The sequence below is a fragment of the Burkholderia ubonensis genome (genome assembly GCF_902833085.1).
Lineage (GTDB): Bacteria > Pseudomonadota > Gammaproteobacteria > Burkholderiales > Burkholderiaceae > Burkholderia > Burkholderia ubonensis.
In genome coordinates this window covers 379,413-402,565 of record NZ_CADFEB010000006.1, presented here as the reverse complement: position 1 = coordinate 402,565, position 23,153 = coordinate 379,413, and the positions used below count along the sequence as shown (strand labels likewise).

At 62.8% G+C, this 23,153-nt stretch carries 21 protein-coding genes; 7 read left to right on the top strand and 14 right to left on the bottom strand.

Annotation, left to right across the window (positions count from 1 at the left end):
- Positions 1 to 16 precede the first annotated feature (16 nt).
- The 3 genes from HWX31_RS18960 to HWX31_RS18950 are packed head-to-tail and all read right to left on the bottom strand — an operon-like array spanning position 17 to position 1,427.
- Positions 17 to 676, bottom strand: a complete 660-nt coding sequence (locus HWX31_RS18960; RefSeq protein WP_174960296.1) for a glutathione S-transferase family protein — start codon at positions 674 to 676, stop codon at positions 17 to 19.
- Complete coding sequence (locus HWX31_RS18955) at positions 673 to 1,152, bottom strand: SRPBCC family protein (RefSeq protein ID WP_174960294.1); 480 nt, start codon at positions 1,150 to 1,152, stop codon at positions 673 to 675. Before HWX31_RS18955 ends, HWX31_RS18960 begins: the two co-directional genes overlap by 4 nt.
- The gene (locus HWX31_RS18950; RefSeq protein ID WP_373373835.1) at positions 1,152 to 1,427 is read right to left on the bottom strand and encodes an ArsR/SmtB family transcription factor; all 276 of its coding nucleotides are present in this window, start codon (positions 1,425 to 1,427) and stop codon (positions 1,152 to 1,154) included. The genes HWX31_RS18955 and HWX31_RS18950 overlap by 1 nt, the downstream gene beginning before the upstream one ends.
- A gap of 235 nt (positions 1,428 to 1,662) precedes the next feature.
- Between HWX31_RS18950 and adhP the strand changes: the two genes are divergently transcribed.
- Positions 1,663 to 2,691: an alcohol dehydrogenase AdhP gene (gene adhP, locus HWX31_RS18945; protein ID WP_059660210.1), complete on the top strand. Its 1,029-nt coding sequence runs from the start codon at positions 1,663 to 1,665 to the stop codon at positions 2,689 to 2,691.
- 43 nt (positions 2,692 to 2,734) lie between these two features.
- Here the strand turns inward: adhP and HWX31_RS18940 are convergent, their stop codons facing one another.
- From HWX31_RS18940 to HWX31_RS18905, 8 genes are all read right to left on the bottom strand, one after another.
- A complete protein-coding gene (locus HWX31_RS18940) occupies positions 2,735 to 3,859 on the bottom strand; it encodes an ABC transporter permease (RefSeq protein WP_059613514.1) in 1,125 nt (374 codons plus the stop codon).
- A 2-nt stretch (positions 3,860 to 3,861) separates the two neighbouring features.
- A complete protein-coding gene (gene rbbA / locus HWX31_RS18935; RefSeq protein ID WP_174960445.1) occupies positions 3,862 to 6,648 on the bottom strand; it encodes a ribosome-associated ATPase/putative transporter RbbA in 2,787 nt (928 codons plus the stop codon).
- Between the two features lie 23 nt (positions 6,649 to 6,671).
- Positions 6,672 to 7,745 (bottom strand): HlyD family secretion protein, encoded by a 1,074-nt coding sequence (locus tag HWX31_RS18930; protein ID WP_059613516.1) that lies wholly within the window; start codon positions 7,743 to 7,745, stop codon positions 6,672 to 6,674.
- A complete protein-coding gene (locus HWX31_RS18925; RefSeq protein WP_174960292.1) occupies positions 7,742 to 9,253 on the bottom strand; it encodes an efflux transporter outer membrane subunit in 1,512 nt (503 codons plus the stop codon). Before HWX31_RS18925 ends, HWX31_RS18930 begins: the two co-directional genes overlap by 4 nt.
- Before the next feature lie 304 nt (positions 9,254 to 9,557).
- Positions 9,558 to 11,003, bottom strand: a complete 1,446-nt coding sequence (locus tag HWX31_RS18920; protein ID WP_174960289.1) for a sialidase family protein — start codon at positions 11,001 to 11,003, stop codon at positions 9,558 to 9,560.
- A gap of 477 nt (positions 11,004 to 11,480) precedes the next feature.
- Positions 11,481 to 11,912 (bottom strand): MarR family winged helix-turn-helix transcriptional regulator, encoded by a 432-nt coding sequence (locus HWX31_RS18915; protein ID WP_059613521.1) that lies wholly within the window; start codon positions 11,910 to 11,912, stop codon positions 11,481 to 11,483.
- Positions 11,909 to 12,841 (bottom strand): alpha/beta hydrolase family protein, encoded by a 933-nt coding sequence (locus HWX31_RS18910; protein ID WP_174960287.1) that lies wholly within the window; start codon positions 12,839 to 12,841, stop codon positions 11,909 to 11,911. The genes HWX31_RS18915 and HWX31_RS18910 overlap by 4 nt, the downstream gene beginning before the upstream one ends.
- 80 nt (positions 12,842 to 12,921) lie before the next feature.
- On the bottom strand, positions 12,922 to 13,296 hold the full coding sequence (locus HWX31_RS18905) for a hypothetical protein (protein WP_174960285.1): 375 nt from the start codon (positions 13,294 to 13,296) through the stop codon (positions 12,922 to 12,924).
- Between HWX31_RS18905 and HWX31_RS18900 the strand changes: the two genes are divergently transcribed.
- Positions 13,295 to 14,116, top strand: a complete 822-nt coding sequence (locus tag HWX31_RS18900) for an FkbM family methyltransferase (protein WP_174960283.1) — start codon at positions 13,295 to 13,297, stop codon at positions 14,114 to 14,116. The two genes, HWX31_RS18905 and HWX31_RS18900, sit on opposite strands and share 2 nt — an antisense overlap.
- Here the strand turns inward: HWX31_RS18900 and HWX31_RS18895 are convergent.
- From HWX31_RS18895 to HWX31_RS18885, 3 genes are read right to left on the bottom strand one after another with little or no spacing between them, the layout of a single operon-like run.
- Positions 14,083 to 15,498, bottom strand: a complete 1,416-nt coding sequence (locus HWX31_RS18895) for a sensor histidine kinase (protein ID WP_174960281.1) — start codon at positions 15,496 to 15,498, stop codon at positions 14,083 to 14,085. The two genes, HWX31_RS18900 and HWX31_RS18895, sit on opposite strands and share 34 nt — an antisense overlap.
- Positions 15,495 to 16,007 (bottom strand): putative pterin-binding protein, encoded by a 513-nt coding sequence (locus HWX31_RS18890; protein WP_174960279.1) that lies wholly within the window; start codon positions 16,005 to 16,007, stop codon positions 15,495 to 15,497. Before HWX31_RS18890 ends, HWX31_RS18895 begins: the two co-directional genes overlap by 4 nt.
- 21 nt (positions 16,008 to 16,028) lie before the next feature.
- Positions 16,029 to 16,901, bottom strand: a complete 873-nt coding sequence (locus tag HWX31_RS18885; protein ID WP_174960277.1) for a helix-turn-helix domain-containing protein — start codon at positions 16,899 to 16,901, stop codon at positions 16,029 to 16,031.
- A 595-nt stretch (positions 16,902 to 17,496) separates the two neighbouring features.
- Between HWX31_RS18885 and hutH the strand changes: the two genes are divergently transcribed.
- Genes hutH through HWX31_RS18860 form a run of 5 tightly spaced genes read left to right on the top strand, consistent with a single transcriptional unit; the run spans position 17,497 to position 23,145 of the window.
- A complete protein-coding gene (gene hutH / locus HWX31_RS18880) occupies positions 17,497 to 19,029 on the top strand; it encodes a histidine ammonia-lyase (RefSeq protein WP_174960275.1) in 1,533 nt (510 codons plus the stop codon).
- A 20-nt stretch (positions 19,030 to 19,049) separates the two neighbouring features.
- A complete protein-coding gene (locus HWX31_RS18875) occupies positions 19,050 to 20,621 on the top strand; it encodes an amino acid adenylation domain-containing protein (RefSeq protein ID WP_174960273.1) in 1,572 nt (523 codons plus the stop codon).
- On the top strand, positions 20,618 to 21,703 hold the full coding sequence (locus HWX31_RS18870; protein WP_174960271.1) for a class I SAM-dependent methyltransferase: 1,086 nt from the start codon (positions 20,618 to 20,620) through the stop codon (positions 21,701 to 21,703). The genes HWX31_RS18875 and HWX31_RS18870 overlap by 4 nt, the downstream gene beginning before the upstream one ends.
- Positions 21,704 to 21,756: 53 nt before the next feature.
- Positions 21,757 to 22,284: a YbaK/EbsC family protein gene (locus tag HWX31_RS18865; RefSeq protein WP_174960269.1), complete on the top strand. Its 528-nt coding sequence runs from the start codon at positions 21,757 to 21,759 to the stop codon at positions 22,282 to 22,284.
- Between the two features lie 36 nt (positions 22,285 to 22,320).
- Complete coding sequence (locus HWX31_RS18860; protein WP_174960267.1) at positions 22,321 to 23,145, top strand: cyclase family protein; 825 nt, start codon at positions 22,321 to 22,323, stop codon at positions 23,143 to 23,145.
- The last annotated feature ends 8 nt before the right edge of the window (positions 23,146 to 23,153 follow it).

Below are 23,153 nucleotides of genomic sequence, written 5' to 3'. Positions count from 1 at the left end.
ATTCGATGCGGCCCGGCTAGTCGCGCTCGGGCGCGCCCAACGGGAAGAAGCGCCGATAAGGCCGCGCCTCGTCGACGACGCGGGCCACGGACGGGCGGGACAGCAGCCGAGCCCGGTACGCGGCGAGCGCGGCATGACGCGCCGCAATCGGATGAACCCAGTCCGCATAGAACAGCGCCGGCGCGGCGGCGCAATCGGCAATCGTGAACCGGCCGCACGCGGCCCATTCCTTCGCCTGCAGACGCGCGTCCAGCCACGCGTAGCTGCGATCGAGCAGCGCATGCGCGTCGGCAACGCCGCGCGGGTCCCGCTCGTCTTCCGCGCGCAACGCATCGCCGACGATGCGCTGCATCGGCGCGTTGACGTAATCGTCGAACACGTCGGCCATCACCCGCGCGTCCAGCGCCTCGCGCGGGTCCGCCGGCACCATCGGCCCGCCGTTGCCATGAAACAGGTCGAGATACTCGATCACGGCGTTGCTCTGCGTGATCGCCGTGTCCCCGTCGACCAGCGCCGGAAATTGCCCGGTGGGCGAGAGCGCGGCCATGCGCGCCTGGTTGTCCGGATGATCGGGATCGACGATCCGGAACGTGAAGGCCACCTCGCGCTCGTAGAGCGCGATCAGCGGCTTCCAGACGAACGACGCGAACGGGTGTCCGTAAAGTTCGACCGTCATAGCATGGCTCCCGAGGATCGAAGGACGGTCCCGATTGCGTCGTACATGAATGCGCTCCCTTGGCGGCGATCGGCGGTGCCGTCCTTGCCGTCCAGAAACACGATCTGCTCGGTGTAGGAAACGCGCGTCCCGTCTGCCTGAGGTTCGAGCTCGAGACTCGACAACGTGACCGAATGAAAGCGCCCCGAGTGATGCAGATCGTAGCTGTAGACGAGGCGCCGGGCCGGCTCGATCAGGTGATAGCGGGCCTCGAACAGCGTCTCCATGCCGCTTTCGTCGAAGCGGCCTTCCAGCACCTCGGCGCCGCCCACCCGAAAATCCATCGAGCGGCGCAGCAGCGTCCAGCGCTCGGCCGGGCCGGTGAACCACTGGGCCTTGAGGTCCGGATCGGACCACGCGGCGAACACCCGGTCGGGCCGGGCCGCCCACACGCGGCTCAACGTAAACGTGCCGTGGAAAAACGGGGTTTCCGTCATCATTCGTCTCCTTTGCGTTCATCGCTTTCAAGCAGTTTGCCAAGGCGATCGAAGCGGCTCTCCCAGAGGAGGCGACGCTCGCTCAGCCAGTTTTCTACGCGCTGGACCGCCTCGCTGGAGATCCGGCATTCGCGGACGCGCCCGCGCTTTTCCGTCACGACGAGCCCGCTCGCCTCGAGCACCTGCACGTGCTGATGGATCGCGGCGAGGGACGTGCCGTAAGGCTCGGCCAGTTCGCTCACCGACGCCGGCCCGCGCGACAGGCGTTCGAGCATCCCCCGGCGCGTCGCGTCCGCGAGCGCATGGAAGGCCCTGTCAAGTTGTTCCGAATACTCAATCATTCGCTTAAGTTATGGCGCGCTCCCGAAAAAGTCAAGCCATCGCTTAAGTATCGTTGCGCGACCGGGTGCCGCGTCCGCGCCGCGCCTTTCCGTCTCGTTGACACACGTCAACCGTCCCCGATTCCGCGTGCGGATACTGGTTCGCTCATTGATCCATCAGGAGCGACGCATGACGCAAACCATGAAAGCCGCCGTAGTGCATGCCTTCGGCGAACCGTTGCGCATCGAGGAGGTGCCGGTGCCGACGCCTGGCCCCGGTCAGATCCTCGTCAACATCAAGGCGTCCGGCGTCTGCCATACCGACCTGCATGCGGCCGACGGCGATTGGCCCGTCAAGCCGACGCTGCCGTTCATTCCGGGCCACGAAGGGGTGGGCGTGGTCGCGGCGGTCGGCGCGGGCGTCACGCACGTGCGCGAGGGCGACCGGGTCGGCGTGCCGTGGCTGTATACGGCGTGCGGACATTGCGAACACTGCTACTCGGGCTGGGAAACGCTGTGCCACGGGCAGCAGAACACCGGCTATTCGGTGAACGGCAGCTACGCGGAATACGTGCTCGCCGATCCGGACTACGTCGGCCACCTGCCGGCGCAGGTCGCGTTCGACGAAATCGCGCCGATCCTCTGCGCGGGCGTGACGGTCTACAAGGGGATTCGCGTCACCGATACGCGCCCCGGCCAATGGATCGCGATCTCCGGGATCGGCGGCCTCGGGCACGTCGCCGTGCAGTATGCGCGCGCGATGGGGCTGCACGTCGCGGCGATCGACATCGCGCCGGACAAGCTCGCGCTCGCGAAGCAGCTCGGCGCGGAGCTGACCGTCGACGCATCGAGCGCCGATCCGGCCGCGGTCCTCCAGAAGGAAATCGGCGGTGCGCACGGCGTGCTCGTCACGGCGGTGTCGAGAAGCGCGTTCGCGCAGGCGCTCGGGATGGTGCGGCGCGGCGGCACGGTCGCGTTGAACGGACTGCCGCCGGGCGATTTCCCGCTGCCGATCTTTTCGACCGTGCTGAACGGCATCACGGTGCGCGGCTCGATCGTCGGCACGCGGCGCGACCTGCAGGAGTCGCTCGACTTCGCGGCGGACGGGCTCGTGCGCGCGCACATCCACCGCGACCGGCTCGGCAACATCAACGACGTGTTCGCGAAGCTGCGCGCGGGACAGGTCGACGGCCGCATCGTGCTGACCGACATGCATTGACGCCCACGCCCGCCCGCGGCGACTACCGCGGGCGGGCGGTCCGTCACGCCATCCGGCTGATGGTCTGGCGGAACCGTTTCAGCGACGCCAGGAACAGCACGCCGCCGATCGCGAGCAGGAGCGCGAACTGCGGCCACACCGCGTCGAGGCCCGCGCCGCGATAGAGGATACGCTGCGCAAGCTCGACGAAATGCGTCGTCGGCGCGGCGAACATCACGTCCTGCACCGCCTGCGGCATGCTCTCGCGCGGCGTGAGCCCGCCGGACAGCAACTGCAGCGGCAGCAGCACGAGCACCAGCAGCATCCCGAACTGCGGCATGCTGCGCACGAGCGTCGCGAGGAAGATCCCCATCGACGTCGTCGCGAACAGGTGCAGCGCCATGCCGGCGACGAACAGCCCGAGCGAGCCCGCGATCGGCACCTGCAGCGCGCCGCGCACGACGAAGACGAGCGACGCCAGCGCCGCGACCGTCACGACGAGCCCCATCGACCAGACTTTCGCGAGCATGATCTCGGCGGGGGTGACGGGCATCACGAGCAGGTGCTCGATCGTCCCGTGCTCGCGCTCGCGGATCAGCGCCGCGCCCGTGAGGATCATCGACAGCATCGTGACGTTGTTGATGACCTCCATCAGCGCGCCGAACCACACCTCGTCGAGATTCGGATTGAAGCGCATGTGCACCGCGAGATCGACCGGCAGGTCGGGGCCGCCGCGATAGCGGCGCACGAACGTGTCGATCTCGCCCGACACGATCTGCTGCACGTAGCCGCTGCCGGTGAACGCCTGGCTCATCCGCGTCGCGTCGACGTCGAGGCGGATCGTCGCCGGGCGGCCGGCCAGCACGTCGCGCTGGAAGTTCGGCGGGATGTCGAGCGCGAACGTGTAGTCGCCGTCGTCGAGGCCGCGATCGACCGACGCGGCGCCGACCATCGCGGGCAGCGTGAACTGCGGCGGAAAGAACGCCGACGCGATGCGCGCCGACAGCGGCGACGCGTCCTCGTCGACGATCGCGATGGGCGCCTTGTGCAGCGTATCGGGCCGCGCGGTGGCGGCCGCGTAGATCGACGCGCTGAACGTGTAGACGATCAGCACGAGCATGATCGGGTCGCGCGCGAGGCTCCACAGTTCCTTGATGCCGAGCCGGTAGATCGTGAGCAGACGCTGCATGGTCAGGTTTCCTGCTTGCGGAGCAGCGCGACGGTGGCGGCCAGCAGGACCGGCACCGATGCGAGCATCGGCCAGAACTGCGGCCACAGGTCGGCGAGGCCGAGCGCCTTGTTGTACACGCCGCGGCTGATCGCGAGCATGTAGGTGGCCGGGTAGAGCGTGCCGATCCACTTGCCGGCGCCTTCGAGCGACGACAGCGGCGTGAGCAGCCCGGAGAACTGCACGACCGGAATCAGCGTGCCGATGATCGTCATGAAGATCGCGGCGATCTGGCTGCGCGTGAACGTGGATGCGAGCAGCCCGACGCCGGTCGCCACGACGTTGAAGATCAGCACGGCGAGCAGCAGCGTCGCGAAGCTGCCCTTGATCCGCACGCCGAACGCGAGATCGGCGAGCACCACCATCAGCAGGAAGTTCAGCATCGCGAGCACGATGTACGGCGCCTGCTTGCCGATCAGGAATTCGGTGCGCGTGACGGGCGTCACGTACAGGTTGACGATCGAGCCGAGCTCGCGCTCGCGCACGACGGCGAGCGCGGTCAGCATCGCCGGCAGCATCAGCAGCAGCATCGGCATGATGGCCGGGATCATCGCGGGCAGGCTCTTCACGTCGGGGTTGTAGCGATAGCGCACCGCAATCTCGACCGCCGGCGCGAGCGACACGCCGAGCCGGCGTTTCGCCTCGTCGCGCAGCCAGTTCTCGTGCATGCCCGCCACGTAGCCGCGGATCGTCTCCGCGCGCAGCGGCATCGCGCCGTCGATCCACATGCCGATCTGCACGCGTCGGCCGCGCGCGACGTCCCGCGCGAAATCCGGCGGAATCTCGATCGCGAGTGAAAGCTGCCCGCTGCGCATGCGCCGGTCGAGGTCGTCGTAGCCCGTCAGCGCGTCGCGCTGCACGAAGTAGCGCGAACCGGCGATGTTCTGCGTGTAGCCCTGGCTCAGAATGGTCTGATCGCGATCCAGCACCGCGAACGTGAGGTTGTCGACGTCGAGGCTGATGCCGATGCTGATCACGCACATCAGCACCAGCGAGCCGAGCAGCGCAAGCGTCGCGCGCACCGGGTCGCGGCGCAGCTCCAGCACTTCGCGCCACGTATAGCTGCCGGCGCGCGCAAGACTGAAGCGCGGCGCGGGCCGGGCGGCGGCGGTGGACGGCGGCGCGCCGGCATCCCCGCCGGCGTCCCATGACGCATCGTCCGGCGCGGCTTGCGGCGCGTCGCCCGTGCGCTGCGCGTCGACGAGGTAGCCGATGAACGCTTCCTCCAGCGTGGCCGCGCCGCGTTGCCGCACCAGCTCGGCGGGCGCATCGCTCGCGAGCACGCGGCCCGCATGCATCAGCGAAATGCGGTCGCAGCGCTCGGCTTCGTTCATGAAGTGCGTCGAGATGAAGATCGTCACGCGGTCGCGCCGCGCCAGCTCGATCATCAGCTGCCAGAAACTGTCGCGCGCCACCGGATCGACGCCGGAAGTGGGCTCGTCGAGAATCAGCAGTTCCGGCTTGTGCACCATCGCGACCGCCAGCGACAGCCGCTGCCGCATGCCGAGCGGCAGGCTGTCGGGCAGCGCGTCGAGCGCGCCGGCCAGGCCGAAGCGCGCGGTCATCTCGGCCACGCGCGCGGCGACGTCCGCCTCCGGCACGCCGAACAGGCGCGCATGCAGCACGAGGTTCTGCCGCACGGTCAGCTCGCCGTACAGCGAGAAGCCTTGCGACATGTAGCCGACCCGGCGGCGCGTGTTGATGTCGCCGGCCGCGACGGGCCGGCCGAACAGCTTCGCGTCGCCCTCGGTCGCGGGCAGCAGGCCGGTCAGCATCTTCATCGTCGTCGACTTGCCGCAGCCGTTCGAGCCGAGAAAGCCGAAGATCTCGCCGCGCCGGATCTGGAAGCTCACGTGATCGACCGCGACGAAGTCGCCGAACCGCATCGTCAGGTCGCGCGCCTCGATCGCGTAGCCGGCGGCGTCGTCCGCCTGCAGCGGCGTCACCCGCACCGGCACGTAGCCGCGCCGCTTCTCGTCCGGCAGCAGCGCGATGAACGCCGATTCGAGCCGGTCGCAGCCGGTGCGCGCGAGCAGTTCGTCAGGCGTGCCGGTGGCCAGCACGCGGCCGGCGTCCATCGCGATCAGCCAGTCGAAGCGCTGCGCCTCGTCCATGTACGCGGTCGCGACCACCACGCTCATCGACGGGCGCGCCGCGCGAATCCGGCCGATCAGCTCCCAGAACTGCGCGCGGGCGAGCGGGTCGACGCCGGTGGTCGGCTCGTCGAGGATCAGCAGGTCGGGATCGTGGATCAGCGCGCAGCACAGGCCGAGCTTCTGCTTCATGCCGCCCGACAGCTTGCCGGCCGGGCGATCGAGGAACGGGTCGAGGCCGGTGCTGCGCGTCAGGCTGTCGATCCGGCGCCGCCGCTCGGCCGCGTCGTGACCGAACAGCCGCGCGAAGAACTGCAGGTTCTCCTCGACCGACAGCGTTGCGTACAGGTTCTTGCCGAGGCCCTGCGGCATGTACGCGATCCGGCCGCACACGCGATCGCGGTGCGCGACCGACGCCATGTCGCCGCCGAGCACGGTCACCTGGCCTTGCTGGATCGCCCGCGCACCCGACGCGAGCGCGAGCAGGCTCGACTTGCCGACGCCGTCCGGGCCGATCAGCCCGATCATGCGCCCGGCGGGCACCGCGAGCGTCACGCCGTCGAGCGCGCACGTCGCGCCATAGCGCAGCGTCACGCCGGACAGGCGGATCACGTCGCCGTCGGCGCCGCCGGCCGAAACCGGCTCACGCTCGACCAGGCCGGTGGCGTCCTGCTCGGGCGTCACTGCGGCACCTTGACCGCAAGCGTGTCCGGCCAGCTCGCGTGCGGATCGATCTTCAGCCACGCGACGCCCGGCAGCCCGGTCTTGACGAGCCGGAGATGGCGCAGCAGCAGGTCGCGGTCGATGCGCGCCTTCACGCGGAACATCAGCTTCTGCCGTTCGTTGGCCGTCTCGACCGTCTTCGGCGTGAACTGCGCGGTGCTCGACACGAACGACACCCGCGCCGGGATCACGTACTGCGGCGCGGCGTCGAGCACGATCCGCACGTCGGCGCCGAGCGGCACCTTGCCGACCACGGTCTCCGGCAGGAAGAACGTCATGTAGACGTCGGACAAATCGACGACGTTGAGCACCTTGCCGCCGGCCGGCAGCACTTCGCCGGCCTCGGCCACCCGATACTGCACGCGGCCGTCGCGCGGCGAGGTCAGCTCGCTGTCCGAGATGTCGGCCTGCACGCGCGCGACGGTCGCCTGCGCGGCCGCGACGGCGGAGTGCGCGGCGACGAGCTGCGCCTTCGTCGCATCGATCGCGGCCTGGGCCGCATCGACCTGCGCACGGGCGGCCCGCACGGTCGCTTCCATGCTGCGTGCGCGGGCGCGATCGTCGTCGAGCTCCTGCATGGACGAAGCGCCTTCGCGCGACAGCGTTTCGGAGCGCGCGAGCCGGCGCCGCGCGGCGTCCAGCTCGCTTTCGCGCTGCACGACGGACGCCTCGGCCGCCGCCTTGTCGCTGCGGCGCTGCGCGACCTGCGCGTCGACGCTCGCGGCCGTGTTCAACGCCTGCTGCTCTTTGGCGCGCGCCTCGTCGAGCTGCGCGTGCAGCACGAGCACGTCCATGCTGGCGAGCGGCTGGCCGGCCTTCACGAAGTCGCCTTCGTCGACCCGCATCGCGCTGACGCGCCCGGGCAGCTTGGTCGCGACGTCGATCTCGGTTGCCTCGATGCGGCCGTTGCCGCTCACGAGCCCCGCGTCGGCACGGCCGTCGCGCCAGAGGGTCCAGCCGTACCAGGCGGCGCCGAGCACGAGCGCGGCCGCGCCGAACCCGATCAGATAGTGGCGGTTGGGCATCTTCATTGGATGGAACCCGAATCGGTCGAAACGTGAGGGGAGAGGGCCGGCGCGTTGTCGTCGCCGGCCTGCGGGGCGCCGCCGAGCGCGCCGTACAGCGCGACGCGGCTCGACAGCAGCGCGCGGCGCGTCTGTACGAGCTGCTGCTCGGCATTCAGCAGGTCGCGCTGCGCGTCGAGCACTTCGAGAAAGCGCACCGCGCCGCTGTCGTAGCGCAGCTTCGCGAGCCGCGCGCGCTCCGTCTGCGACGCGAGCGTCGCGCGTTCGACGCGCAGCTGCTCGGCCAGCCAGTCGCGCGCCGCGAGCGCGTCGGACACGTCGCGGAACGCGCTTTGCACGGTTTTCTCGTATTGCGCGACGGCCTCGTCGCGCTGCGCCTGCGACAGCGCGAGATTGGCGCGATTGCGTCCGGCGTCGAAAATCGGCATCGCCAGATTCGGAATCACGCTCCATGTGCCGGTGCCGGACGTAAACAGCTTGTGCAGCTCGCTGCTGCCCGAGCCGATCGCGCTCGTCAGCGCGATGCGCGGGAAGAACGCCGCGCGCGCCGCGCCGATATTCGCGTGCGCCGCGCGCAACTGGTGCTCGGCCGCGATCACGTCCGGACGGTTTTCGAGCAGCGCGGACGGCAGCCCGGGCGCGAGCGCCGGCATCACGGCCTGGTCGTCGAGCGTGAGCGGCGCGGCGGGCAGCTCGGGCGACGCGCCGACCAGCAGCATCAGCGCGTCCGCGGCGCTCGCGCGCGCCTGGCCCAGCTGCGCGCCGAGCGATTCGGCCTGCTGCAGCAGGATTTCCGATTGCGTCAGGTCCAGCCGCGAGATTGCGCCTTCGTCATGACGCCGCCGGAAAATCCGCAGCGACTCGCGCCGGCTGTCGATCGTCGCGCGGGTCAGCGCGATGCGCTCGTCGTATGCGCACACGGCCAGGTACGCGTCGGCCACCTGCGTGATCAGGCTCAGCGACACCGCGCGGCGGGCCGCGTCGCTCGCCAGATAGCGTTCGCGCGCCGCATCCTTCAGGTTGCGCACGCGACCCCAGAAATCGATCTCCCATTGCGTTTCCGCGAGCTGCACGTCGTAGAGCCGGCCGATGAACGGCGACGGCGCGAGCAGGCCGCCGGGCGTGCGAAAGCGTGCATACGCGGCACCGGCATTGATCGACGGCCATTGATCCGCGCGCCGGATGCCATAGACGGCGCGGGCTTCGTCGACCCGCGCGACGGCCACCCGCAGGTCGCGGTTGTTCGCGAGCGCTTGCTCGATCAGCGTGCGCAGCCGTGCGTCGGTGAAGTACGTGCGCCAATCGGGGACGGCCGTCGCGTTCGCGGCTTCGTCGGCCTTGCCTGCCGGATAGGTCGCGGGCACCGGCTGCGCCGGACGCGTGTAGTGCGGCGCGAGCGACAGGCAGCCCGACAGCAGCCCGCCGCACGTCAGTGCGATCGCAACGCGCGCGGCCCGTGCAAGGGCGGCGCGCGCCCGGGCAGGCGGCGGGTCGGGGAGCGCAACGTGGCGCATAACTTTCCTCGTTATCGGTTGGCAACCGTGCGTGACGTTGCCATTGCTGGGGCGCCCGGCGAGCGCCGGGCCGCGCATTACCGATGCGCTCGCCCGTTCGCCGGAACGCGTCCAGTTATAGCCGATGATTGCAGTGACAACCGTTGATCTGGGTCAGAGGCGGACGGAAGTGCGTGTCGAGCGTTTCCTCGCTTGACACGCGCGCGGCGCCGGGCGGCTGCGGCCAGCGGATGCGCCGACGAGCGTCGGCGCGAGGCGATGAAGAGGATTCTGACCGGCCGCCGGGAAGGCGGCCGGTCGGCCGTCACGGCGCGAAGAACACGTCCGTGCGGTTCGCGAGATTGTTGGAATTGGTCTGGATGAAGAACGGATGGAACGACGACGACGGCCCCACGTCGAGACCCTGGTAGTCGCCGATGAAGAAGCCCTCCGCATTCGGCGCGACCTTCAGGTCGAACGGCCCGCCGACGCGCCGCTCGGCGACGAACGTGCGGCCGCCGTCGAGCGAGATCTTGCGCCAGAAGCCGGTCGGCAGCGTCGTCGTATCGCCGGCCGGCAGGTCGCGGAAGTCGTAGTGGGTGACCATCACCGCACCGCCTTCGTTGACGCGCACCGACGGGTTGAACGCCGCGCGGCCCGTCGGCGTGTTGACCTGCAGCGGCGCGCTCCAGGTCGCGCCGCCGTCGGTCGACGTCGACAGCGCGATCTCGTCGAAGTTGCCGCCGTTGAAGCGGCTGTCCTGCCAGACCACGTAAAGCTGCCCCGACGCCGGGTCGATCGCGGGCTCGGGAATGATGTCGCCGGTGCGCACCGGCTCGCCGGTATTCGGATCGGTCACGCCCACCGTCTGCAATCCGGCGATCACCTGCGGCTGCGTCCACGTCGCGCCGTCGTCGGTCGACTTGATGAACGCGACCTTGCCGGCGGCCTTGCTGAACGGCGGCTTGATCAGGTTGAAGAAGTTGTAGAGCGTGCCGCTCTTCGGATCGACGACGATCTGGTTGCCGATCGTCTGCTGCCGCGACGGCACGTGGACGATGACCCGCGCCTTGCGCCACGTCTTGCCGCCGTCGACCGTCTTCGAGAACAGCGTCGGGCCGCGGAATGCCTGCGTATGCAGGTTCGCGCGCGGATTGCCGTTCGGCTGCTCGAGGCGGTCCCACACCGCGTACGCGGTGCCGGCCTTCACCGGGTTCGCGGTCACCGATTCCTTGTCGTTGAAGAACTGCGTCGTCGGCTCGTTGTCGGCGATCAGCAGCGCCGGGCTGCTCCACGTCTGGCCGCCGTCGGTCGACACGGACGCCCCGACCGCGTTGCTGTTGTTCGACTGGTTGAACGAGATCGATACCGAGTACGCGGTGCCGTCCGGCCCGAACGACACCCACGGATCGGACGCGCGCTCGTAGGGCAGCCCGCCCGGCGCGCAGGCGCTGAACGGCTGCGGCGTCTGCGCCCAGGTCGCGCCGCCGTCGAACGTGTAGCCCGCGACGAGGCCGTGCGCGCCGCCGTTCGACCAGCGGTCCTGCTGCCAGACGCCGATCATGTTGGTCGGACGGGCTGGATTGACCGAGAGCCACGGCTCGACTTCGGCATTCACGTAAACGGTGCCGGGGCCGCCGGTCGTGCAGGCGGCGAACGGGCTCGGGCCGGACACGCGCACGGGGTCCGCGTGGGCGGCGGCCGTGAACGCGAGCGCGGCGGCAATGGTCAGCCGGGTAACGAGCGGGTGAGGCAGGGTGATGCGTCGCATGGACTGCTCCTCGTTGACGTGCGGAAGCCTTGGCCAGACAGGCCGCGGCCTCGCGCGTCGTCGCGCGGGGCGTGCGCCTGGACTTCAACGCAGCGCGTCGACGCCTCGGATTTCGCGTCGGTGCGTGCCGGCCAGTACGCCGCTTCTGCCATCGCAATCCGCCTTCGCTGGGTTCCGCCAGCGCATCGGTCAAGACTCCTTGTGATTCTTGTTGCCGCAGGGGCCGCTGCCCTGCCTGTGTCCTTTCGATACGACGATTGCCGTGAGGTGGACTGCAATGTAGGCCAACAAAACCCCGGACAGCAGGCGATTTTTTGTAACAGAGCGTAGCCGGCAAGCGTTGCCGAAATCGCATGCGCGTGGGCAGAAAAAATTGCGGGAAAATTCGCGGTATCGCGAGTGGAGAATCGAATCGAAGCGCGAATTGAAATCGATTCGGAAATCGATTCGGAAATCGCTGGGGAAATCGCTTCGCGTTCAGCGATCCGCCGGAAAGCGCGCCTGCAGCGTGCGCAGCCAGCGCGCGACGACGTCGAGCTCGTCGTCGGAAAACCCGTCGCACAGCTTCGCGTTCAGCTCGCGCAGCAGCACGCGCGCCTTCTTCAGCGCGGCGTGGCCGTCGTCGGTGAGGAACAGGCGAGTCGCGCGCCCGTCGTCCGAATCGCGATGGCGCGTGAGCAGGCCGGCCTTCGCCATGCGGTCGGCGAGGCCCGTCATCGCGGACGGCGCCAGTTGCAGCGCCGCGCCGACTTCGCCGACGAGTGCGCCGTCGTGCTTCGCGAGATGGAACAGCACGCCGGCCTGCGCGGCGCTCGCGTGCGTATCGGTTTCCGCCTTGCGGTCGACCCAGCGCTGCGCGCGCCGCTGGCCGATGTTCAACAGCAAAAACAGTCGTCGATCGTCGCTCAAGCTCGGTTTCCTGCTGGCGTGGAGGAGGGCGCGCGGTCCGCATCGCGCGGCCGGTCGAGCGCCTGCGCGAGCCAGTCCGCGACGCCCGGCCACAGCACCGCGCCGGGCCGGCTGCGGAAGAAGCCCATGTGCCCGACCGGCCCGCTGCCCGTGGCGCGCGGATCGATCTGGCGGCGTTCGACCGCCGCATGCGTCAGATAGCTTACCAGCAGGTCGATGGCCACCGGGTTCGCCCATGGGTCGTCGTCGAAGCCGAGCGCGAGAATCGGCAGCCGCTGCTGCGCGAACCGCTCGGCCGCGCCGAGCGTCGGGTCGTCGAAAAAGTAGCGCGGCAGCGTCGTCCAGCCGCTCCATTCGCGGAACACGCCGGCCGGCAGGTCTTCGCCGAGCCCGAGCCGACGGCCCGGCACGTAGCCGAGCAGCGTGGCCGTCAGCGGCCCGAGCACGCGCAGGATCAGCCGCACCTTCAGCCGTTCGGCCGCGCGCGCGATCAGCCGCGTGCTGCCCGCGTGCGCCGCGACCATCACCGCCGCCCGCAGGTGGCGCGACCCGGCCGACAGGCCGATCGCGTGGCCGCCGACGCTGTGGCCGACCGCGAGCAGCGGCACGCCGGCGAACGCGCGCCGCGCCCACGCGGTCGCCGCCTCGACGTCGAGGTCGACCCAGTCGCGCATGCGCGCGCGCAGGCGGTTCAGGCGAGCCGGACGCGACGCGTCGATGCCCCGGTAGTTGTAGGTCAGCGCCGCGAAGCCGCGCTCGGTCAGGTAGCGCGCGAAGCCCGCATACAGGCGCTCCGGCACGGCGGTCGCCGGATGGATCAGCACCAGCGCGGACGGCTCGGCGGCCGGCCGCCACAGCGTGCCGCGCAACGGGTAGCCGTCGGCGGCGGAGAATTCGATGGGTCTGGGCGTCGTCACAGTCTCGAACATGGAGTTATTGCGCGTACGAAATATAGTCCAGAGTTTATTTCGCGTGCGAAATACAATTCGAGGAAGGGCTCGAACCCAAGTCAAGCCGCTGCGATATGCGCGATCGACGGCGCCGGTGGCGCGATCCGGAGTCGTTTCCGCAGCGGCCGGCCTGCATCTCGCGATGCGCACGCAAGGCGACATGTCTGGTTCAGATCGCGATCGACGAGTTGATCGCATTTGGTATCACGCTGTTTCGCGCGGTCGACCGGCACGTACGGTAGCGGATCCGCCGCCGCATGACCACGCCGTTTTTGGCCCCGGCCAGCGTATTGTCGTTGCGGCGCCGCAGGCGCGGTGGTCCCCGCATGCAAGCTTGCGAAGTCCAGATGCCGCGGACATTGCAGATTCAATTGAATATTATTAGAATTTTTGCGATAGACGCGAGGGTTGATATTTAAAAATAAGGTGATCATGAAAATTTCCTATATTCTGGCTTCAACGAAGCATGGAACGCTTATCGTCAATAGAAACGATGAAAACCATAGCGAAGAATACGGAACTTATGGAGTGGGATGGAATATCCTGGAGACCGGTAGTTTCTACAATGACGACATCGAATTGCTCACTTCGATTCTGGAATTGAAGAAGCGTGAACTGAACGGCAAGCGGCCCATCGTCGCGATCGACTGTGGCGCCAATATCGGTGTGCACACGATCGAATTTGCGCGAGCGCTGGGCAGCGCGGGGAGTGTGATCTCGATCGAGGCGCAGCGATCAGTGTACTACGCGCTGTGCGGGAATATCGCCATCAATAATTGCTTCAATGTTGATGCCAGAAATGTCGCAGTCGGCGGCGAAAGCGGTTCGTTGAGAATACCGTTCGTGGACTACCATAAAAAATCAAGCTTCGGCAGCCTGGAGCTCGTCAGGAGCGCCGGCAACGAAAATATTGGCCAGCAAATCGATTACGACACCGGATACGACGTCCCGCTAATCACGATCGATTCCTTGAATCAACCCGACGTCGATTTTATAAAAATCGACGTCGAGGGCATGGAAGAGGCTGTCATTGCCGGCGCATTGGGAACATTGAGCGCTTCGGGCCCGATCATGTTTATCGAAAAAATCAAGTCAAATCTCGGCAGCATGTATCAGACACTGGTCGACCTGAAATATGATATCCATGACATTGGCCCCAACATTCTTGCGGTTTCGCGCAATGATCCGATATCGCGGGAAATCCGCAAATCCATCGAAGGTCAACGCAGATTGTCCGCAGCGAGCGATGTCTGACCGTGTTCGCCCGGCAGTGGGATGTCACGCACGGGAAGCGATCGGTAAGGGAGCGTGACCTTGAAGGCCGTACCCTTGCCGACATCGCTTTCTACGGATATGCGCCCCCCCAGGACCTCAACCAGGCCACGGACGACCGCCAGACCCATACCGTATCCGGAAATCGCCGAGTTGTCCGGAAACTGGGTTTGAAAGAACGGAGAGAATAGGAAATTTATCTTGTCCTTGTCAATGCCGATTCCCTGGTCGACGATTTCTATCTTTACCTGGGAATCGTCCGATTCTGAAAAAATCCCGCACTTTATCTCGATCATGCCGTCTGACGAGAATTTGAGCGAATTCTCGACGAGATTGTCGATGATCTGCTGCACGCGTTGCGCGTCGGAGATGAATTGCGTCCGTGGTGTGTAGATCGTCGCTTGCAGTCGGATGCCCTTTTGGTCCGCCTTGGGCTTGAACCTGCGGACCACCTCGTTGACGATCTTCTGCAGATCGATGAGGGAGATGCGAAGGTTGACCTTGTTCGTCCTGAGTCTCAGGTAGTCGGTCAGATCTCGCATATGGGTTTCGATATGTTTTACCGCTTGGTCAATGTTGTCCACTGCGTACATCAGCTCGCGACTGGTTGCATAGTGCGAGATGTTCTCCGTCGCGGACACGATGGTCTGCAGCGGGTTGCGCATTTCATGATTGATTGCGGCGAGAAATACCTGCTTCGTGTGCGCCACTTGCTGCGCGGTTCGCAGCGCCTGATCGAAATTTCGAATCGATCGCGAAAAGATCAGCACTGCGATGAAAAACAGCGCGGAAACGCCGATGTTGCTGTAGAGAAGGATGCTTCTGTTTTGCAACGCGTCGGATAACAGCGAGTCGCGCCGTCTGACCTCGGAGAGTCCGACGGCGCTGACGAATCGGTCGTAGGCGCTGTCGAAGATGGACGTTGCTTCGATCAGCGAATCGGTCGCGCTTTCTCCGTCCGCCGGAAATCGACTCATCAATACGTCCATCCCGGAGAATGCCTTGTTGAGATCCTGGATGGTCGACGAATACAGCGGCTGCCGATAGGCAAATTGTGTCGTCTCCGAGCGCTGGGAAATAATGAAGAATTTCGACCTCAGAATTTCATATTTTAATTTTATTTTCCCCGGATCATGTCGTGCGCCGTATTTGTATTTAATCAGCGACGTTCTGAAATCGTCCGCGGAGATGCGAAACTGCGCGATACCCCAATAAGGGTTTTCAGTGGGGCCAACGAGATCGTAAACCGATTGTTGCTTGATGATGCATGTCAGAAGAAAGAATAACCAGATCAGCAGCAGCGCGATCAGCGCCGGAATCAGACGCCGGGACTTGAGGAGTTTGCTTGCAAGGATGAATCTCATTTTACGACGATGGCCTTGATTTGCCTGATTTCCCGAGTGGAGTAATCGGATGTCTTCAGCGATCTCTGATGCCTGTCTCGCGGGTAGACCAGGAACAGAGGCCCCAGGTCTCGCAGCTTCAGGAATGTTCCGTCCTTCATGTATGCCAGCAGCGGATGAAAGGCAACGATATCCGTCGTCGGGATGTCGTGTGCGACATAACCGTCATAAGCCTCGATGTCCAGATGAGTCCCTGTCGCCTTCACGCGATCGAGCACATCCTCGAGCAGTGGGCCCCTGAATCTCGCGACAGGCGTCCACGGAGTCGACGTGTCCATCTCGTACTGCGGAAGGGACTGCAGCGAACGTTGATCGAAGCAATACGTCTGGTGGTTCGTATCGTTATGGATTTGTATTTTCCCGGATACCGTCAAGGCAAGCGGAACAATGTCGGCATGTCCAGTCGCACTCATCGAGAGCGCGAGGCAGGAGACCATGAATTGCAGCAGGCGGTGAGCGATGGTCGACATGATCGGGTGGGGTGCGCTGATTCATCGTGTGCAATAGGGTTCGAGGGCTGCTGCAATCACCGGGGCACGAGCGGGCTTCTCGTACGGACCAATGATCTTGTGAATCGTCATCATTTCCGCGATGGCGATCGCGTGCCCCGCATGCCCCATGTAGGCGGTCAAGATGATAATCGGAGAATCAATGTTGTGTTTGACCCTGATCGCCTCGATGCACCTCCGGGCAGTCTCGCTGCCAATCATCCAATCGAGGATGAAGCCGCTGAAGCGCGTCCTTTCCACGGCGGCCAGCAGTGCATCGATAGAGTAGAACGGGACGGTCGAAAAGTCCCTTTTCTGCAGTGAGCGAGAGAGCTCGTCCGCCGCATTCGAATTGTCGTCGAGAATGGCAATGATCGGTTTATCGGCCAGCGGGCGCCTGCCGTCGATCTCGATTTTTTCCACCTGATATTGCTTTCCGGCTGGCGCTTGCCCGGTACGATAGACGCGCCACTGCTCACCAATCCGCAATGCGACAAACAAAGTAGAAGGAGCGTCAGTCGTGACCTCGCCGCCGATCTGCGCGATGCATGTCAGTTCGTCGTTGCCGACCATCAAAACGGAACGTTGGCCAATATAATTCAGATTATCGAAATCATCCACTTCCTGAAATAATTCGGCGGGCGCGACATCGAATGCCGATGCAATCTCCCTTATCTGTGCCAGTGTCCACGGGCTCTCGCCCTTGATCTTGCGATGCGCCTGCGATGGGCTCAGGTGCAGGTATTCGCAGATCGTTGCGGCATGGCGGCGCTTCGTGATGCCTTTTCGCTCGAAGAGATTTCTGACGCGTTCCGCGATCAGGCGAGCATCGAGGTCCGATTGAATACCATCCAGTGGCTGTGAGTCTGAGGTCATTTGTGATCACAAGAAAGTTGCATGCCATGCGATTTTAACCGCACAAAAATATCTTGACGAGACTATTCGACAGGGATATCGTCTGATCAATCTCATCGTATGCTACGAATAGCAGTTGAGACAACTCGACAGTCGTATCGGTCACGCTTCTTTTCGCATTGCATGCGATATGGCACCAACAAGAATGATCCAGTGTGTGACTGGATGACGTTCTAATTGACGTTCGATGTTACCCCGCCAGGATCGACGACGCGCTTGCCAGGTTGCAGCGTATTGGTGGGCAGTGCATTTGCTTGATCTTGTTTGAGATCGCCACTGTTTCATTCGATTTCGCATCAATCGTCGTACTTGAAGTCGTCATGCAGCAAAACCGCCTAACGCGGTTGTTGTGCTTGCCATCGTGTCGTTGTATTCAGCATCGTTAATTTAAAAATCTGGGCGAAGCCTCGGATGGTTGAGACTCGACCCCGAATATCCGGTCCGTTGCGGCCGGCGAGGTGCCGTCCGAGATAGCTGATCGGATTTCTGTTTGCAGTTTGATCGAAGGATCCAATTCACCTTTATCCAATTTATTCGGCCATTTGGAATCTCAATCATGGAAGTCATTTATCTGAATGCAGAGGGCGGCGATCTGGATGTTTGGAGAAAAATATACAGCAGTAAAGTCGAGATCAAGCTGACGCAGGGAGCATGGGCCTCGACCGATGCCGCAGCCAAGGTGCTCCGGGAGTTCGTGGAAACCAAGAAGACAATTTACGGCGTTACCACCGGGTTCGGGAATTTCTCAAATACCCCTATCTCCCCGGATGAGCTCAACGAGTTGCAAAGCAACCTGGTGCTGTCAAATACTGTGGGCGTCGGCGCGCCGCTTCCCGATGACATCGTCAGACTGGCGATGACGCTGAAAATCGCCACGATTGCCAAGGGCCATTCCGGAGTCAGTCGCGACGTTGTAACGTTCTTTCTCAAGCTGATCGGCGAAGATGCGTTGCCGGTCATTCCCTCGCAAGGATCGGTTGGCGCGTCCGGAGACTTGGCGCCGCTGGCCCACATGTCAGCGGTACTGCTTGGCAAAGGAAGCATTCGATTCAAGGGGGAAATCCTGCCGGCGGAGGTGGTTCTTCCCAAGCTTGGTTTGACTCCGGTCGTGCTGGGGCCGAAGGAAGGACTGTCGTTGCTGAATGGGACGCAGGTTTCGACAGCTATCGCGTTAGCGGGTTTGTTTGAAACGGAGCGCTTGTTCCGCAGCGCAATTGTGACCGGCGCCTTGAGCACGGAAGCGACGCTCGGGAAGCTCGAGGCATTCGACCCCCGTATTCATGAAATCCGCCGGCAGAAAGGACAGATTACCGTTGCGTCGGCGCTGCGGGCGCTGCTCGCGCCGAGCGGATTCAGGCGTGAATCCGCACATTCCGGGCGCGTGCAGGATCCCTATTGCATTCGCTGCCAGCCTCAGGTCATGGGCGCCATCCTGGATCTTTTGAAATTTGCGGCTACGACGCTGCAGTTGGAGGGCGATGCGGTGACAGATAACCCTCTCCTGTTCACCGAGACCAAGGAAATATTGTCAGGCGGGAATTTCCATGCGGAGCCAGTCGCCTTCGCGGCCGACATCATGGCAATCGCGGTGAGCGAGATCGGCGGAATCTCGGAAAGACGAATTGCGATGCTCGTCGATAGCACCCAGTCCAAACTCCCTCCGTTTCTCACCAAGGGAGCCGGAATCCATTCCGGTTTCATGACGGCACAAATCGTGGCCGCTGCACTGGCAGCTGAAACCAAGCAACGAGCGAATCCCGCGAGCGTCGACAGCATTCCCACTGCCGCCAATTTCGAGGACTTTGTATCGATGGCAACGCATGGCGCGCGTCGAGTCCTGGACATGGTGGAAAACGTCAAATCCATCCTCGCGATCGAGTTGCTGGCGGCCATCGAGGGTTGCGACCATCGGGGCCTGGAGCACGGCGATCGGCTTGGCCCGTTGCGCGATCGCGTCAGGCAAGATGTCGCGTCCATGGCGTACGACCGGTGGTTTGAACCCGCGATTGCCGCCGGCAAGGCATTTATCGATGACGGAACGGTTGCGTCGATCCTGACCCGTCAGGATCTCGAATATCTCGGCTCCTGATTGACTAACGGACACTCGCTATGCGTACCATTGAAAGCGCTTCGACTTCGAGGGCTGGGGAACGTCACGAGATCGGTCTGACGCAGGGCAAACAGTCTGCTGAAAATGTCTACGATCTGTTTGTGCAGCAAGCACTAAGGACACCTCATCGAGTTGCCATTGCCGGTGACGATGGGATAGTGACGTACGAAAAATTGCAGGAGAGGGTACAGGTCATCTCAGGGCAGTTGTCCCTGCTCGGCGTGCGGAGAAAGTCGATTGTTGCGTTATCGGTCGCACATGGATCCGATCTGATTGCGGCGGTGTTTGCCGTCCTGAGGCTCGGAGCCGCGTATTTGCCGATTGATATCCGGAATCCTGCAGATCGAGTGTCGAGGATACTGGAGAACAGTGAGGCCGATCTGCTGCTGTACTCCCGATCCCATGCCGACAGGCTGAAGTCGGCCACGACGAAATCCCTCTGCATCGATGCCATTTCAGGTGACGCAGAAGGCGGGGTGGAAGGCGCGGCCGCGATCGCGGGAGATGATACCGCCTACATCATCTACACGTCCGGATCGTCGGGACAGCCAAAGGGCGTGCTTGTCACGCATGCCAATTTGTTGCATTACACGAAGTTCGCCATCGAGCGATACATCGACTCTTCGTCCACCAGGATCGCGCTGTATTCGACGCTCGCGTTTGACTTTACCGTGACGTGCATATTCCCGCCGTTGTTGGTTGGGGCGTCCGTGAGCGTGTTCGATGGAATATCCGATCCCTTGGTGATTAAAAAGATCGTTCGCGATCGATCTATCGATGTCGTGAAGATCACACCGGCCTATCTGCAAGTGCTCGAGGCATACGCCGACTCGAGGGTGAGTATCAAACGCCTCATCGTGGGTGGGGAGGATCTGAAAACGAAGGTGGCGCGTGAAATCACCACCAAGCTGCCGGCAGTCGAGATCATCAATGAATATGGGCCGACTGAAGCGACGGTCGGATGCATGGTCCATCGATACGATCCTCGGGTCGATATCGGCGTTTCGGTGCCGATCGGCGTGCCTATCCCAGGGGTGGGTATCGCTTTGCTGTCGGATGAATTGGTGCCTGTCGCTGCCGGAGAGATCGGCGAGATATATATATCGGGGCCAAGCGTTGCTGCCGGCTACTTGAAACAGCCCGAGAAGACGCGAGATGCATTTATTTCCGATCCTCGCGCGGAGAGTTCCATTTTTTACAAAACCGGGGATTTTGCGTATAAAAATCGCGAAGGGTTGTTGATTTACGTAGGGCGGGAAGATGGGCAATTGAAAATAAACGGCAATCGGGTGGAGCTGGGGGAGGTGGAGTCTGCACTACTGAAATGTCGGGGCGTGCGATCGGTTTATTTGACCGTGTCTCAAGATGGGGGAGGCAATGCAATTCTGGTAACGGCGTTGATCTGTGACGAGGGATCGAGTCTGGATGCTATCCGAAAGGCGCTGCGTGAGATGGTCCCAGATTACATGATCCCATCACGAATGGTGCTGGTGAGCGATTTTCCGTTGACTGAAAATCAAAAAGTCTGTAGGCGAAGTGTGCTGGAATTATTCAATAAGGACATGAAATGAATGCATTTATTGAGTCTAGCCGTGCTGATTTCGAGAGAAAAGTCTTGCCGATCTGGCAGAAAATATTGAGCGATGATTCGGTCGGAACCGAAGCCAACTTCTTTGAGTCCGGCGGTCATTCACTGACCGCCATGTTGTTGGTCAGTCGACTCGAGGTCGAACTGGGTATTGCTGTCCCGCTTTCGGAGCTGGTATCGAACCCGAGCGTCAGTTCGCTTGCCGCCTACCTGGCGAGAGCGTCAAAGGAAACCGCGGGTTCGCACGAACCGTACAGCATCGACGGCAAGGAAACGCAGATTCAATATCTGTTGAATTACAATAATTCGGACAAGCAGAGCGCCAGAGCGGCTTCATACGAGAAGTATTACGCGGAGGCGCTGTCGAGTGCCGCGCATGCCGAGTTCTGCAGGCGGGTTTATGGAGAAAACTTCGGCCAGCATGGCATGGCTGATTTCAAGCAACTCGACGTGATGCTCGCGAAGCTGAATCCGACACCGAACGATCGCATTCTGGATGTCGGCTGCGGCTATGGATTGATCGCCGAGTACCTCTTCGATCGGACCGGTGCGAAGATCACCGGCATCGACCTGGCCCGAAGCGCCATCCAGGAGGCGCAGGCACGCGTATCGAAACTGAACAAACCTCTCGAATTTCGCGAGATGGATTTGCAGAATCTGGAATTTCAGGACAATTCATTCAATTTTGTAGTATCGATCGATACGATTTATTTTACGCGTGATCTTGCCCATACCCTGAAGCAGTTCCGGGATATCACGGCGCCCGGCGCGAAAATCGCCATCTTCAGAACGTTTCCGAAGCGATCGTTCACGAGGGATACATGGCGCCCCGAATTGACCGAACTGGCTCATGAACTGAAGAAGAATTTCGGCAATTATGAGGCAATCGACTTCTCCGCGGAGGAAAACGAGCATTGGGCGAAGAAGGTCGAGATCCTGAGGTCGCTGGAGAAGGACTTCCGCGACGAAGGCTCGGATGATCTGTACAAGTTCAGGCTCGACGAGGCTGCTTACGAGGCCGGCATTGAACAGTTCAGATATTTGTTCATCTCGGAAAGAAAGTAATCTGATCGTTTTCGTAAACGATCGCCGTCATATTTAATGGCGGATGACTCTGGATGAGCGATGAACCGCGATCACCTGATCATCAGGCGAATATAATGAACGTATTCTGGAATATAATAGAATTGCTCGATAGGTCGGCAATCGGCTTCGAATTTATTCCTCACATTCCGGAGGGGCGCACCGACGTCGCGAGCATAGTTCGCCGCCACGAGCTTTCCGAGGCGGCAAAATCCATGCTGATCGAGGTGCGGTACTCGAAGAAAAATGAAGACAAAAGATACGTTCTGGTCGTGGTGCCAGGGAACAAACGCGTGGATTTCAAGGCCGTTGCCATGCTGATGGACGGGAGGAACGCACAGCTTGCCACCGAAGGCTCGGTGCATTCGATGATGCATTGTGTGCCAGGTGCCGTTCCTCCTTTCTCGTTCAATTCCAGTGTTCCCGTTATCGCCGACTCCAGCTTGCTCGCGAGCAGCAGGATGATATTCAACGCGGGCAGGCTGGATCGATCGATTGCGATCAAGACGAAGCACTATTTCGATGCTTTTTATTTTCAGTGCGGGCTGGTGTCCATGCAGTAAATCTGCCGGCTTGAACCTGGATTGCGAGAGGTGGCTATGTGTGATGAGAAAGTCATTGGTTCGGTAAAAAAGAACATGCTGAACGCGGACGCCGATGAGCAGGATTTTTTCCGCCGTATGCGCGAGAAGATCGACCATCGCCCCGAGCGCGCCTATTCTCAGCAAATGTCCTATCCGTTCTGCGTCGAGGATCTGACGCATGCGCTGCATGAGAATTTTCCGACCTTCATGGGATCGCAGCAGTTCTTTTTTACCAGGCAGTTCAATCACGGGGATCACGGTTTCAACCAGTGGGAATGGCGGGTCGTCGAGCACACGGGAACGCATGTGGACGCGCCGCTGCACTTTACCGCCGATGGGAAATCGGTCGACGAAATCCCGGTCGAGGACCTGGTGTTGCCGCTGGTGGTGATCGATATCAGGGAGAAGGCTCGCAAAGACGCGAATGCCAGTGTGACGCCCGACGATCTGAGGACGTGGATGGACCGGAACGGGGAGGTGCCTGACGGTGCCGCGATCGCCATGTTGTCAGGGTGGGACAAGTATGTGTCGGATCGAAAGTTCAAGAATATGAGCGCCGACGGGGCGTCCATGCATTTTCCGGGATTTCACGTGGAGACCGTCCACGCCATCCTCGAGTCGACGATGGCGAAAGCATTGGTTGTCGACACGCTGTCGCTGGATCCAGGCGCGGAGAAGGATTTCCCGGTGCATCGGCTTTGGCTGGGAAGCGGACGCTACGGAATCGAGGCGGTATCCAATCTGGACAGGCTGCCCGCGAAAGGCGCGATGCTTTCGGTTGGGGCGCCAAAAGTACGTGGTGGAAGCGGTGGGCCGAGTCGGGTTGTGGCATTTTATTGAACTCAAGA